The organism is Hathewaya massiliensis (assembly GCF_902143515.1).
Taxonomy (GTDB): domain Bacteria; phylum Bacillota; class Clostridia; order Clostridiales; family Clostridiaceae; genus Hathewaya; species Hathewaya massiliensis.
Genome location: NZ_CABFVD010000001.1, coordinates 382,932 through 397,755, shown reverse-complemented (window position 1 = coordinate 397,755; position 14,824 = coordinate 382,932). Strand labels below are relative to the sequence as shown.

Genomic DNA, 14,824 nt, shown 5'->3' with positions numbered 1-14,824 from the left:
TAACCAAAAACTTACTTTAAATCTTTTTTTAGTACGCTTATTCCAGTAATAACCCCAAATAAGAACATAAAAAAACCAATTAATAAAAAAACCCAGGAAGTTTTAAATTCATCATTTATAATTACCAAACATGCTATACCAATTATCATTGTAAATAAAGATAGAAACATTAATTTAATAGTAGGCATGTTGTTAAGAAATACTCTATTTATAATGATGAACAACATAGATGGAATGAGGAGACCAAAAACTATAAAAAAATAATCCATGAAAATCACCCTTTTCAATAAAATGTAGAACGTAAGTATGAACTATACAATAATTAATATCAATTATAACAATATAAAGAAGCCCTAGGAGCTTCTTTTCTTTTTATGGTATATAAAATATAAAATTATGGATATAATAAAGATTATAAAAAGTAAAAAAATACCTTCATGCAAGAAAAACTTTTCTGGTAAAACAGTTATTACAGGATCTAGAGTTTCATCAAAAATCCAATAATCATTATTAAATAGTATATAGTGAAATACATCAAAGGATTTAGAAAAGTTTATCGCTAGTGGAAATAGTAAAATTACAGGTATAGCACATAAAAGTATAGATGTCCATTTTAAGAACTTTAGAGTTTTACTATGTAATTGTTTAAAAATATAAAAAATACTAATAGGCAAAGTTACACATAGACAATAGTTTAATGTTCTTATAATATTTCTAACTTCAAAAAAATGAATCTTACCTTCAGGCGAAGCAGGAAAATATGGCATAGAAAAATTATTACTATTAGAATATAAGAATTTCACTAAGTAGTCATAATTAGTTTTTAATTTGTTAAAACTTAATCCTGATATATTTTCTAAATCTAGTAATTTAATATCTAAATAATAAATATACTTAAAAAGCAATATAAAGTTTATACAAATGCCTATTATAGTAAATGCTAATAAGAGATAAATTATTAAGTTCTTTAATATTGAAAGTAATCTTGCACTTTTAAACCTCTTTAAAATCATATAAATCACCTAAACTTTATAATTTTTTACATCTATTTAATATTATATCATTTAAATTTAATATTAAAAAGGAAACAATTGATTTCATATGAAAAAATAAGAAAAGTTAAGTTATAGGCATTTAAATTAACCATTCATTAGTAAAATCATTAATTTAGGCTAAAATAGGATTTGATATTAAGTATAGTATTAATTAGTATAATAATTGTATTAGCACTCGACATTAAAGAGTGCTAATAAATATAAACTGATTAAATTTTAAAATACTAAATAATAATTTATTTATTAATTAAATAAACAAAACAATTAAGGAGGGTTTTAAATGAAAATAAGACCACTTGCTGACAGAGTTGTTATTAAAAGAATTGAAGCAGAAGAAACTACAAAAAGCGGAATAGTTATTCCAGGAGCTTCTAAAGAAAAACCACAAGAAGCAGAAATAGTTGCTGTGGGACCTGGTGCTGTAGTAGACGGAAAAGAAATAAAAATGGAAGTTGCAGTTGGAGACAGAGTATTATTCTCTAAGTATGCAGGAAATGAAATAAAATTCGAAGGCGAAGAGTACATCATATTAAGCCAAAGTGATATTTTAGCAGTTATTGAAAAGTAGTTTTATAAGGAGGGTCAAACATATGGCAAAACAAATTTTATTTAATGAAGATGCTAGAAGAGCTATGCAAAAAGGTGTAGATATTCTTGGAAATACAGTAAAGGTAACTTTAGGACCTAAAGGAAGAAATGTTGTTTTAGATAAGAAATTTGGTTCACCATTAATAACAAACGATGGTGTTACTATAGCTAGAGAAATAGAATTAGAAGATCCATATGAAAATATGGGAGCACAATTAGTAAAAGAAGTTGCTACAAAGACAAATGACGTAGCTGGAGATGGTACTACAACAGCAACTTTATTAGCTCAAGCTATTATAAGAGAAGGATTAAAAAATGTTACAGCTGGTGCTAATCCAATGATGATTAGAAATGGTATTAAAATGGCTGTAGACAAAGCTGTTGAGGAAATAAAGAAGACTTCTAAACCTATAAATGGTAAAGAAGATATAGCGAGAGTTGCAGCAATTTCAGCAGCAGATGAAGAGATTGGAAAGCTAATTGCTGATGCTATGGAGAGGGTTGGTAACGAAGGTGTTATCACTATTGAAGAATCAAAATCCATGGGAACAGAATTAAGCGTAGTTGAAGGTATGCAATTTGATAGAGGATACTTAAGCCCTTATATGTCAACAGATACAGAAAAAATGGAAGCTTCATTAGAAGATCCTTATATCTTAATCACTGATAAAAAGATAGGAAATATTCAAGAATTACTACCACTATTAGAACAAATAGTGCAACAAGGTAGAAAACTACTTATAATTGCTGATGATGTTGAAGGGGAAGCTCTAGCAACTTTAGTTGTAAATAAATTAAGAGGAACCTTTACTTGTGTAGCTGTTAAAGCTCCAGGATTCGGTGATAGAAGAAAAGAAATGTTAGCTGATATAGCTATATTAACTGGTGGAGAAGTAATTTCAGAAGAATTAGGAAGAGACATAAAAGATGTTACAGTTGATATGCTAGGAAGAGCAGAAAGCGTAAAAGTATCAAAGGATAATACAACTATTGTAAATGGAAAAGGAAGCAAAGAAGAAATCCAAAACAGAGTTGGACAATTAAAGGCTCAAATAGAAGAGACAACTTCTGAATTTGACAAAGAAAAACTTCAAGAAAGACTTGCAAAACTTGCAGGTGGAGTAGCTGTAGTTAAAGTTGGTGCAGTAACTGAAACTGAATTAAAAGAAAAGAAATTAAGAATAGAAGACGCTCTAGCAGCTACAAGAGCAGCAGTAGAAGAAGGTATAGTTCCAGGTGGAGGAACAGCTTATATAAATTCTATAAAAGAAGTTGCTAAGTTAACTGATGAAAATCCTGATGTACAATTAGGAATTAACATAATTGTAAGAGCTCTAGAAGAACCAGTTAGACAAATTGCTGAAAATGCAGGTCTAGAAGGTTCAGTAATAATAGAAAAAGTAAAATCAAGTGCACCAGGAGTAGGTTTTGACGCTTACAAAGAAGAGTATGTTGACATGATAAAATCTGGTATAGTAGATCCAACTAAGGTTACTAGATCAGCATTACAAAATGCAGCATCTGTATCTTCAACATTCTTAACTACTGAAGCTGCAGTAGTTGACATCCCAGAAAAACAACCAGCAATGCCAGCACCAGGAATGGGCGGTATGGGAATGGACGGAATGTACTAAAAATAAAACATTGTATGTAATATAATGAAATATAAAAAAAGGGACTTTGCTAAGCAAAGCCCCTTTTTTATTAGGCTTAGTTAGAAGCAAATACCTAAGAAAAAGTTTTAATGAAAAATAAGGCTCATTTAGAGCGAATACCTAAGAAGAACCTTTAATAAAAAAGTTTTGCTAAGCAAAACCTAATTTTTATATAAAAAACCATTGACAAATGTATAAACTTTAAATAGAATAAATATTAATAATTAGTCAGAAAAAAATGAAATATTACATTCATTTTATTTTAAAAATGAATAAAACTTTTCATATAATCTCTAAATAAGGTAGGGAGTATCTACAGGGAACCGTAAATTCCTCACTATGAAAAGAGCCTTTAGTTTATACAACTATGGACTCTTTTTTGATAGTGTCTCTATGGTTGTATTTTTTGTATTTGAAATTAAATTGATAGTGTAAAGTGAAATATGAAAAAGTTAAGTTTAAAAATGTTTTGCCCGAAGGGCGTAGAATACTAAAATATTTTGTGATTTAAAGATGGATTAACGAATTTTGAGCATGACAAAAAATCCTTTTCAGAGAAGGAAAATTTTTGATATTGCTAATCACCACATTAATTTATCCACGTAGTGGCTCAGAAATATCGTATATTTACTTTATAACTAAATTAAGCAGAGTTTTCAGCTTGCATCTTTAATATTGTTTGTTGACCAAGATAAATAAGTATTTGCCACTTAGCAGGCATATTGCCCGCATTAGTTAAAATATCTATCTCATTTAGTGGCTTCCAGTAGTTATAAGGATGAGGACGTAGAAAGTTATAATAGGCAACCCAAAGGGAAACGCCATAAAGTGCACCATTCTCGCTTCCATAACCGCAGGTAACGCGATAAGAAGATTTGAAGGTGCGGTTAAGTCGTTCTACTACTTGCTTTACCCAACGAAATTCGGTGGATACAGCATCATCATTGGTGAGTCCGATAACTTGAGTAACATCAAAGTCCCATCCATTAACGATTTTGCACTGCTGACTTGCAAGAGGATAGGCACTATAGCCGTCTGCAATGAATTTTAAGGCTTTATTAGGGAATTTTTTAAACTTCTCAAAAGCCATACGCATAGTGAGGATACATGGACCTACAGCACGAGTATCAGATACTTGATAGCCTAAGATAGACTTCTTACAGGCATCCATGATAATCCAAACGTAATGTTTTATACCTTTTACCTTGATATAGGTTTCATCAGCTGAAAGAATATTAGATGGTTTGTAGTCAAATGTGTCAACAAAAGGCTTTATAACTGCGGCAGCAGTCATAGCATAATTAGCAACCATTGTATGTGAAATCTTTATGCCGTGTACTTCTTCCAAGGCATGTGCTGTCTGTCTAGTAGATAGCTTAAGATTAACGTGATAAGTAAGGCAAAGCCCCATAATGTGGGCATTAAACTTCTTATACTTAAAGTTAATTGCTCTAGAAGGAAGTTCATGTAAGTCCATTTTAAAGAAATCTATGGTGAACTCACGATAGATGTAGTGGAGCTTGTACTTGTGTTTATTAGCGTCACTTAAGTCTTTAGGTAGCTTGTCTAAGTTATTGCGGTAGTAAGAACACTTAGGATTAACACATTTATGTATTCTAAAATGCTTACGATCTTTCTTAGGTGTTAAAATATGTCCACAATAAGGGCAACGTAAAGCTAAAGGTCTATTATAGATATTTATTTCGTTAAATAACTCTCCACATACTTTACACTGATATTGACCTTTAGAACCATTATTTTTGTAAATGTATTTGTGCGGAGCACCACAACGAGGGCACACGGTAGATTCACCAACTTTTGCACTTTCAGACCTACGATTTACTGGCTTAACAGTTTTTCCGTACCTGTTCTTGTAATAAGCTAAAAGCAATTGATAATCAACAGGTTCTGAATTGAAGATTTTAGGAAGTTTATCCACCTTAAACTTCTGATATTCAGGACTATGTGAATCCTCAAAAACCAATTGTTTAAGAGGAATATATTTAGATATAAATAAAAAAAGTTCTAAAATAATTTTGTTTTGGTATTGAATATATAAAAGTAAATAAGTTATAATTGAATCCATAGCAATGACATCCTTTCATGTTATTTTGGGTTTTGGCGATTCAATTATAGCATAAAAAAGGGGGTCATTGTTTTTTTGTTTAAAAAAATTCTGTAACCCTTGATATATAAAGATAAAGTAAAAAATATAGTGTGAAAAACTTTACACTAACATTAAATTAAGGGAGGATAAAAAAATGGCAATTATCTTAAAACAAGCATACACTTTTGATGACGTTTTATTAATACCTAATAAATCTGAAGTATTACCTAAGGAAGTTTCTTTAAAAACAAACTTAACTAAGAAAATTAAATTAAATATACCACTTATGAGTGCAGGGATGGACACAGTTACTCAGGCTAAAATGGCTATAGCTATGGCTAGAGAAGGTGGCATAGGAATAGTTCACAAGAATATGTCAATTGATGCACAAGCTGCAGAAGTAGATACAGTAAAGAGACAAGAAAATGGAGTAATTACAAATCCTTTTTATTTAGCACCTCATAATAAAATTCAAGATGCCTTAGACTTAATGAAAAAATATAGAATATCTGGAATACCTGTAACTTCAGAAGGAAAATTAGTTGGTATAATTACTAATAGAGATATAGTTTATGAAACAGACTATTCAAAAGAAATTAAAGAAGTTATGACTAGTAAAAACCTAGTTACAGCACCAGAGGGAACTTCTATAGAAGAAGCTAAGGAAATACTACAAAAACATAAAATTGAAAAATTACCTTTAGTAGATAAGGATAATAACTTAATAGGACTAATAACTATAAAAGATATTCAAAAGACAATTAAGCATCCAAATGCAGCTAAGGATGAAAGAGGAAGATTACTTTGTGGAGCAGCAATTGGAATAACTGCAGATATGATGGATAGAGTAGATGCCCTAGTTAAAGTTGGAGTAGACGTTGTAGTATTAGATACAGCTCACGGACATTCTAAAGGAGTTATAGAAGGAGTAAAGAGAGTAAAAGAAAAATATCCTGAACTTCAAGTTATTGCAGGAAATGTTGCTACTCCTGAAGCTGTTGAAGATTTAATTAAAGCAGGGGCTGACTGTGTTAAAGTTGGAATCGGACCTGGATCTATTTGTACAACAAGAGTAGTTGCAGGAGTTGGAGTTCCTCAATTAACAGCAGTTATGGACTGTGCAGAAGTTGGAAGAAAATATGGTATTCCTGTAATAGCAGACGGTGGATTAAAATATTCAGGAGACTTAGTAAAAGCATTAGCAGCAGGAGCTAGCGTATGTATGATGGGTTCATTATTTGCAGGTTGTGAAGAATCTCCAGGAGAATTAGAAATATACCAAGGAAGAAGTTACAAAGTATATAGAGGAATGGGATCTCTAGCAGCTATGGCATCAGGAAGTAAGGATAGATATTTCCAAGAAGGAAATAAAAAATTAGTTCCAGAAGGAGTTGAAGGTAGAGTTCCATTTAAAGGAGCTGTATCAGAAACTATATATCAATTACTTGGTGGTATTAAATCAGGAATGGGATACTTAGGATCTAAGGATTTAGATACACTATATGAAACTGCAAGATTTGTAGTTCAAAGTTCAGCAGGACTTAGAGAAAGTCATCCTCATGATATAAATATTACTAAGGAAGCACCAAACTACAGTATTAATATGTAATAAGAATGGAGGAACTAAAGTGGCTAAAAATGAATTAATTTTAATAATAGACTTTGGTGGTCAATATAAGCAGCTTATTGGAAGAAGAGTAAGAGAAAACCACGTATACTGTGAAATAGTATCTAATGATATAAGCATTGAAGAAATTAAAGAAAAAGATCCTAAGGGGATAATTTTCACAGGAGGACCAAACAGTGTTTATGCAGAAGGTGCTCCAAAGGTAGATAAAGAATTATTTGACTTAGGAGTTCCAGTGCTTGGAATTTGCTACGGTGCACAATTAATGTCATATACTCTAGGTGGAAAAGTTAGCACTGCAACAGTTAGAGAATATGGAAAAACTGATGTAGATTTAAATGGAGAATCTTTAATTTTCAAAGGCTTAAATGAAAAGCAATGCTGGATGAGTCATACAGACTATATTTCAGAAGTGCCAGAAGGATTTAAAATAACAGCAACAACTAGCGAATGTCCTGTAGCAGCTTTTGAAAATAAAGAGAGAAGATTATACGGAGTTCAATTCCATCCAGAAGTTGAACATACACTATTTGGAAGAGAAATGCTTAAGAGTTTCTTATTTGATGTATGTGAAGTTTCAGGGGATTGGTCTATGACTTCCTTTATAGAAGAAAAGATAAGTGAAATAAAAGAAAAAGTTGGAGATAAAAAAGTTCTATGTGCATTATCAGGAGGAGTAGATTCTTCAGTAGCAGCAGTGCTTGTGCATAGAGCTATAGGAAAACAATTAACTTGTGTATTCGTTGATCATGGCCTTTTAAGAAAAGATGAAGGAGATCAAGTTGAAAAAATCTTTAGGGAAAAATTTGATATGAACCTTGTTAGAGTAAATGCACAAGAGAGATTCTTTGGAAAATTAAAAGGTGTATCAGACCCAGAGAGAAAGAGAAAAATTATTGGAGAAGAATTCATAAGAGTATTTGAAGAAGAATCAAATAAACTTGGTAAAATGGATTTCTTAGTTCAAGGAACAATATATGCAGACGTAGTTGAAAGTGGTACAAAAACTTCTGCTGTAATAAAAAGCCATCACAATGTAGGTGGACTTCCAGAAGATATAGAGTTTACACTAATAGAGCCACTAAGAGAGTTATTTAAAGATGAAGTAAGAGCTGTAGGAGAAGAATTAGGAATACCTAAGGATTTAGTTTGGAGACAGCCATTCCCAGGACCAGGACTTGCAATTAGAGTCTTAGGAGAAGTTACAGAGGAAAAACTTCACATAGTAAGAGAAGCAGATGCAATATTAAGAGAAGAAGTTGCAAAAGCAGGCCTTGAAAGAGAAATATGGCAGTACTTTGCCTGCCTACCTAACATCCGTTCCGTTGGAGTTATGGGAGATGAAAGAACATATTGCCATACAGTAGGCTTAAGAGCAGTTACATCTTCAGATGGAATGACATCAGATTGGGCTAGAATCCCATATGACGTATTAGATAAAATATCTAGAAGAATAGTAAATGAAGTTGAAGGAGTAAATAGAATCGTGTATGATATCACTTCTAAGCCGCCTTCAACAATTGAGTGGGAATAAAAGAATAGCATCAATGATTTATGTTTGTAGATAATGAAAGCAATCAGTAAGTATTATTCTTGCTGGTTGTTTTTTTATTGAGCTTATGAAATAAATGTACAAAAAATGGAGTGACTTATTTAAGACACTCCATTAAAAATGTAATATGTTATTCTAGAAATATTGCTCTAACTCTTCTATTGAATTTAGTTCAAATATATCCGTTGCAATTATTTCTAAAGTTTCTTCTGGAAGTAATTTTATCTTTTATTTATATTGATCAGGTAATTTTTTAAATTTTTTTTATCAACAGTTTAATTAGAAGATCTGATTTTCCTTCTTCTCGACCTTCTTCTCGACCTTTTTCCATTCCTTCTTGTATTAAACTCTTACCTAGTTCAGTCATTCGCAATTCCTCCTTTACTTTTTCTAAATCTTTTCCACTTAAAAATTTATTTGCAAAGGCATATAGTATTGATTCCACATCATACTTATAGTGATTATTTATGTCTTTTACTATATGTATAGCATTAATTATTTTATCAGCTATCTCTATGTTTCCACCCATAATAGGAGTGAATGTTAAAGATATTATATCTTGTTTTGTGATTTCCTTACCTAATTTTATTTTTTGTACAATATCACTATATATCTTATCTCCATCTTTATCAGCCATAGATATTGAATTAACTTTATATTCATTTATTCCAGTTTCTAAAATATTAGCTGGAGATTTTATATTACCTGAATAAATAACATATGTAACTGTATCTTTTCCTGTTTGATGACTTAACAATGCTTCATAGGCTCTAAACCTTCTTAAATCGGTTTTCACTTTATGTGTTGTTTGAAATTCAAAATGTATAAAAGTATCATCTTCCATTAGGAACGTGTAGTCCATAAACATATTTTTAGTTTCTAAAACTACTAATTCTGTTGACCCAATTTCCTTAACTTTTTTGTTTATACCAAAGAATTTTAGACCTTCCTATGCAAAAAGGTTCATTGTTCTTTTCGTAATTAAATCTTCATAATTTGCAGGCTTCACTAGTTCACCTTCTTAGTTTCTTATTATAAATCTATTTTAATTCATTATTAAAATAAGAGTTTTAATATGGGTTTGAATTTTTTAAAGCATTAATGAATTTTTTTATTTCCTATTAATAAAACACTCCTTTTTATATGTTATATACTACTTAAGGGTATTTATGAACTTAGAAAGTAATCCCATATGAAATATAATTTTCATGTATATTTATAAATATAGCATAGTGTCCCAAAATAAATTTATACGCATATATACACTCCAGGAAGGGGTGTATTTTTATGCAAAATTTATATGTTTTATTAAAACAATTTGATGCTATAGGTGGGGTTGAAAAAACTGGTCAAGCTGCTTTTTGTCTTCTTATGGCTTTGTGGAGAAAGTCTAACGAGTTAGGATGGAGAAATGATTTTACCATGACTAATACTGAGATTAAATACAGAGGTGGTTTTGGTAGCGATAAAACTGTAATCGCAGCAAGAGGTAAGCTTATAGAACAGGGCTTTATTAAGCATGCTAAATCAAAGAAATTAGGAAAGTGTGGTATGTATATATTAAATTTTGACTTATTATCTTTAAATGGGGGAATTGAAAGTGATTATGAAGAGGAGTACATAGAAGAAGAGGATCTTTCAGAAGCGTCTAGGGAGAATTTTAATGAAGAGGGGTTATCAGAGGTAGCTTGTGACAATTGTGATAAGGAAGAGTATGAAAATATAGATGAATATTTAATAGAAAAAGAAAGCTATGTGAGAGAAAAGGGAGAATCAAGTAATTCTGAAAATTCCGTGATAGGCAATGGTTTTGAGTATAAAACAGAGAATGAGGTAAAGCCTGCACTAGGGCATTTCCTAGAGAATTCAGCAAAGCACTTACTAGAGACAACATTAAATGAAGGAGTATTAAGTAAAAGTTTAGAACATTTACCAGAGTACTTACCAAACCATGTACCAGATGACTTACCAAAGTATGCACCAGGGTACTTACCAAAGTACTTACCAGACCATATACCAAAGTACTTACCAAACCACTTACCAAAACATGATAAAAAGGTAAACATTAATATACTAGACTATACTAAACTATACAAGACTATAACAGACAATAATAATAACAATAGCAATAATAAACATAGTAAGTATACCTGATGAACATGATTATGAGGAAATGTTATGAAAGTTCTAGGGCATTACTGATAGAGGTAACTACGGGTAATGGTCAATATTTTATTTTCTGTAAATTTAATTTACAAAGTGACTAATTTTAACACGCATAATTTATAGTATTATTTATTGACACATCATATTTTTCACATTATAATTAAAAAATAATTATTATCTGTTAATATAAATTACAATAAATAGATTTAATAATACAATGACTACAGTAGTAAATGGAGGTGCTAAAGATGAAAAAACCTATTATCGGAATATCAGGTAGTTTAATTATTGATAATGGCGGCATGTTTCCAGGATATAAACGTGCGTACGTAAATGATGATTATGTACAAGCTGTTATTAAGGCAGGGGGAATACCATTTATAATCCCTTTTTCTGAGGATAAGTCAGTGATAGAAATGTCAGTTCAACATATTGATGGATTAATTTTATCAGGAGGACATGATGTTTCTCCCTTAAATTATAATGAGGAACCAGATGGGAAATTAGGAGAGGTATTTCCAGAGCGTGATGAATTTGATTTTCAATTATTAGCAGCGGCTAAGAAAAGAGAGATTCCTGTTTTTGGGGTATGTAGAGGTTTTCAAATTATTAATGTTGCACATGGAGGGACTCTTTATCAAGATTTATCTTGTAGGGAGGAGAAGTGTATTAAACATTCCCAAGGACATTCTCCAAGCTTAGGAACTCATTCTGTAAAAATAGAAGAAGATAGCAGGTTGGCTTCTATTTTAGGAATTGATTTAAAAATTAATAGTTTCCATCATCAAATTATAAAAGAGGTTGCTCCTTCTTTTAAGGCTGTAGCTCATGCATCAGATGGTGTAGTAGAAGCTATAGAAAGCAATACTGGAGAACCTATATTTGGAACTCAGTGGCATCCAGAGATGATGGCAGGAACAAATAGCTCTATGTTAGATTTATTCAAATATTTTATAGAATTAGCAAAGAAATAATACTCATTAAAGAATAAAGAATAAAGAATAAACATTAAATAATAAGCAGGAAAGAAGAATAAACATAAAAGAAAATAATAAGCAGGAAAGAAGAATAAACATAAAAGAAAATTAAATACAAAAAAGTAATAAACACAAAAGAATAATAGACACAAAAATAATAAGCACGAAAGAATAAATAATAAAGGAAAGATGAACTATGAAAGATAAATTAAAACTCCCGAGTATTATATTACTAGGGTTAAATGCAATTATAGGTTCCGGCATATTTTTGCTTCCCAATAAGGCTATGTCACTTATAGGACCAGCCAGTATTGGGGTAATCTTATTTGATATGTTACTTGTTATTAGTATTGCGCTTTGTTTTGCAGAGGCAGCAGGTATGTTTTCAAAAAATGGTGGACCTTATGTTTATGCTAAAGAGGCTTTTGGTGATTTTGTAGGTTTTGAGGTTGGTTTTATGAAGTGGGCTATTAGTATTATAGCTTGGGCAGCTATGGCTGTTGGATTTGCAACTGCACTTGGCAAGGTATGGGCTCCAGCAGAGAGTCAATCTATGCAAAATATAATTGTAGTATCTATTTTAGTAGGTTTAGGTATCATAAATATTTTAGGTGTTAATTTTTCAAAAGTACTTGGTAATATTATTACTGTTTCAAAGTTAGTTCCTCTAATAATTGTTGTTGCTGTAGGGATTTTCTTTATTAATGGAAGCAACTTTACTCCTATGTTTCCAGGGCCTAATGGAACTTATATATCAGGTTCCTTTGGAGCAGCAGCATTATTAATGTTTTATGCATTTACAGGATTTGAGTCCATAGCAGTAGCGGCTAAAGATATGGAAGATCCTCAAAAAAATCTTCCAAAAGCTATAATTATAGTTATGATTATAGTATCAGTATTCTATATAGCTTTACTAGTAGTTTCTATTGGTATTTTAGGAGCAGATTTAGCTAAAGACCTTACTCCAATTCAAACAGTTGCAAGAAAACTTATGGGATCCTTTGGAAATGCTTTAGTAGCATCAGGAACATTAATTTCAATAGGTGGAATTAACGTAGCAGCTGCATTTATAACTCCTCGTAGTGGGGTTGCTTTAGCAGAAGATGGATTATTACCTAAAGTAGTTGGCAAACAAAGTAAAAAGGGAACACCATATGTAGCAATAATCATCACTGTACTATTAGCTATTCCTATAGCTTTATCAGGAAGTTTTACTACATTAGCAGCAATTAGCGTAGTGTCAAGATTTGTTCAATATGTTCCAACATGTTTAGCTATAATTGTATTAAGAAAGAGAAAGGATTTAACAGGTTCTTTTAGAGTTCCATTTGGTCCAGTAATTCCTATCTTAGCAGTTTTAGTAAGCTTTTGGCTTTTACTTCAAGCATCTATGCAACAAATAATTTGGGGACTAGGTGGCTTAATATTAGGAATCCCATTCTATTTTTTAATGAAAAATTCAAATAAAAGGGCGTCATAATAATTATTGTAGTATTTATTCTTAATAGGACAGCCTCTTTATAGCAAAGTGCGTAAAACCTCATGGTATTGTACCTTAGGATTTACGCACTTTAATTATATATATTAAAAAAAGTAGTGTTATGTGCCTAAATGCACTATACAGTAGGGAAAGAAGTGTATGCTCCTACTACAATAAGAGAGCATACATTATAGTCTTCTATAGGAAACCTGTGCTCTTCTCATAGTGGAAATTCACGATTTTATGAAATAAATTATTGTATAAAGCTTTGTAACTTTTAAAGTTATTATTCCATATAATAAATTAAGAAGTGAAAGTTAAGGGGGGGAGTGATGAGTAGCAATATAGAAAATTGTAATTTAATATGTGGTCAAGGACAGGTAAAATTTAAACCTTTCGATGTTTTTAAAAATATAGATATAGACATAAATGCAGATGTAGATATGGATGATTCATTACCCCCTCCAATTAAATGTACAATTAATATAGAGCTTATATTTATAATAATAATTGTACTAATACTTCTTAAAAAATGTTGTTGTGGTAGGTATTACTACAATCAATGTTATTACTAATGCTTAATATAGTGGTTAAATATTAAAATAAAAACGTGAGGTGTATTTATAAATGAAAAAAGAAATTGGTATGGGGAAATTAGACATAAATGAAATAGAAGTAAAAGACGAAATGTATCCAGAAAACTTAGGGATGAGCATGGCGGGGTGTGATCCAGTTTCTGTGAGTCCATGTGAGGTTTGTGCAAATTTAATTCCTTCTGACCCAGAACTAACAAATGCAGGATTAATAATAAATGTTCCTACAACTATTAATAATGTATGTGTTGGTAAGAAAATTTCAGTAGCTTGTATACTATGTGAAAGAGTAGGTGGTTTGGATAAAGTTAGAGCAGTTCAAGTTTTAGAAGGAACAGCAACATGCCCTTCAGGACGACAAAATTTTTCCTGTGCAAATTTAAATGTAGAATTTACCTTTGCTCTTAAACAAAGCAACTGTACTTCAGGAAATAGAACATTTAAAGCAAAGATTATTGCTCACTATATAGACCCAACTAATTGTAAATGTCCTAGCACAATATAAAGACATTATAATAGAGAAGATTAAATATAAAAAAAGAGGTTGTCCAAAAGGACGATCTCTTTTTTAGTTAATAGGTGTAAATAAAGTAGAAATAGAGTCTGTGGCAGCAATATCTAAATAATAAAAAGCAAGGAACTGAAGCAAATTAAATTTGAGACAGCTCATTTCTTGTTTTTTATGGTTAGTGGTAATTATATCATATTGTTAGTGCTTGGCAAATGAGAATCATGTAGTTTTATGATAAATCAAAACAGATGACAAATCAAATGAAATCACAGCAATTCCTAAATTAATTGAAATATTAGAATTAAAAGATACTATTGCTACAATCGATGCTATGGGAACTTAAAAGAAAATAGTAGAAGTCATTATAAAAAAAGAGACTGATACTTTAAATACCCTTTTTAAAATCATTTTGGCTAAAGTAATCATCAAATTTTTATATAAAAAATTGATAAGAAGAATACCTTTTGGTAAAATAAAGGGGTTAATTTAAAAAACAAAAAAATATATATGGGG

Annotated in this window: 11 protein-coding genes, 1 pseudogene and 1 riboswitch; of the genes and pseudogenes, 9 read left to right on the top strand and 3 right to left on the bottom strand. The window is 30.8% G+C overall.

Annotated elements, in window-relative coordinates; genetic code table 11:
• Positions 1-353 precede the first annotated feature (353 nt).
• A complete protein-coding gene (locus FNZ64_RS01895) occupies positions 354-1,013 on the bottom strand; it encodes a TIGR01906 family membrane protein (RefSeq protein WP_142413189.1) in 660 nt (219 codons plus the stop codon).
• Positions 1,014-1,335: 322 nt separating this feature from the next.
• On the opposite strand from FNZ64_RS01895, the gene groES reads away from it, so the two are divergent.
• Together groES and groL are read left to right on the top strand one after the other, a co-directional pair.
• On the top strand, positions 1,336-1,623 hold the full coding sequence (gene groES, locus FNZ64_RS01890) for a co-chaperone GroES (RefSeq protein ID WP_142413188.1): 288 nt from the start codon (positions 1,336-1,338) through the stop codon (positions 1,621-1,623).
• Between the two features lie 22 nt (positions 1,624-1,645).
• The gene (gene groL / locus FNZ64_RS01885; protein ID WP_142413187.1) at positions 1,646-3,277 is read left to right on the top strand and encodes a chaperonin GroEL; all 1,632 of its coding nucleotides are present in this window, start codon (positions 1,646-1,648) and stop codon (positions 3,275-3,277) included.
• Positions 3,278-3,560: 283 nt separating this feature from the next.
• Positions 3,561-3,658: riboswitch (purine riboswitch) on the top strand.
• 283 nt (positions 3,659-3,941) lie between these two features.
• Here the strand turns inward: groL and FNZ64_RS01880 are convergent.
• Positions 3,942-5,384: a DDE-type integrase/transposase/recombinase gene (locus FNZ64_RS01880; RefSeq protein WP_142413186.1), complete on the bottom strand. Its 1,443-nt coding sequence runs from the start codon at positions 5,382-5,384 to the stop codon at positions 3,942-3,944.
• A gap of 175 nt (positions 5,385-5,559) precedes the next feature.
• Here FNZ64_RS01880 and guaB point away from each other — a divergent pair, with 175 nt between their 5' ends.
• Together guaB and guaA are read left to right on the top strand one after the other, a co-directional pair.
• Positions 5,560-7,014, top strand: coding sequence for an IMP dehydrogenase (gene guaB / locus FNZ64_RS01875; protein ID WP_142413185.1), 1,455 nt, complete (start codon positions 5,560-5,562; stop codon positions 7,012-7,014).
• Between the two features lie 19 nt (positions 7,015-7,033).
• Positions 7,034-8,566, top strand: a complete 1,533-nt coding sequence (guaA, locus tag FNZ64_RS01870) for a glutamine-hydrolyzing GMP synthase (protein WP_142413184.1) — start codon at positions 7,034-7,036, stop codon at positions 8,564-8,566.
• 277 nt (positions 8,567-8,843) lie between these two features.
• On the opposite strand, the pseudogene FNZ64_RS01865 reads toward guaA, so the two are convergent.
• Positions 8,844-9,593, bottom strand: a pseudogene (locus FNZ64_RS01865) (hypothetical protein); the annotation flags it as partial.
• A gap of 278 nt (positions 9,594-9,871) precedes the next feature.
• Between FNZ64_RS01865 and FNZ64_RS01860 the strand changes: the two are divergent.
• From FNZ64_RS01860 to FNZ64_RS01840, 5 genes are all read left to right on the top strand, one after another.
• Positions 9,872-10,738 (top strand): hypothetical protein, encoded by an 867-nt coding sequence (locus FNZ64_RS01860; RefSeq protein ID WP_142413183.1) that lies wholly within the window; start codon positions 9,872-9,874, stop codon positions 10,736-10,738.
• Positions 10,739-10,998: 260 nt separating this feature from the next.
• A complete protein-coding gene (locus FNZ64_RS01855) occupies positions 10,999-11,724 on the top strand; it encodes a gamma-glutamyl-gamma-aminobutyrate hydrolase family protein (RefSeq protein ID WP_142413182.1) in 726 nt (241 codons plus the stop codon).
• Between the two features lie 199 nt (positions 11,725-11,923).
• The gene (locus FNZ64_RS01850) at positions 11,924-13,207 is read left to right on the top strand and encodes an APC family permease (protein ID WP_142413181.1); all 1,284 of its coding nucleotides are present in this window, start codon (positions 11,924-11,926) and stop codon (positions 13,205-13,207) included.
• Positions 13,208-13,539: 332 nt separating this feature from the next.
• Positions 13,540-13,782, top strand: coding sequence for a hypothetical protein (locus tag FNZ64_RS01845; protein WP_142413180.1), 243 nt, complete (start codon positions 13,540-13,542; stop codon positions 13,780-13,782).
• Positions 13,783-13,834: 52 nt separating this feature from the next.
• Positions 13,835-14,305: a hypothetical protein gene (locus FNZ64_RS01840; RefSeq protein ID WP_142413179.1), complete on the top strand. Its 471-nt coding sequence runs from the start codon at positions 13,835-13,837 to the stop codon at positions 14,303-14,305.
• The last annotated feature ends 519 nt before the right edge of the window (positions 14,306-14,824 follow it).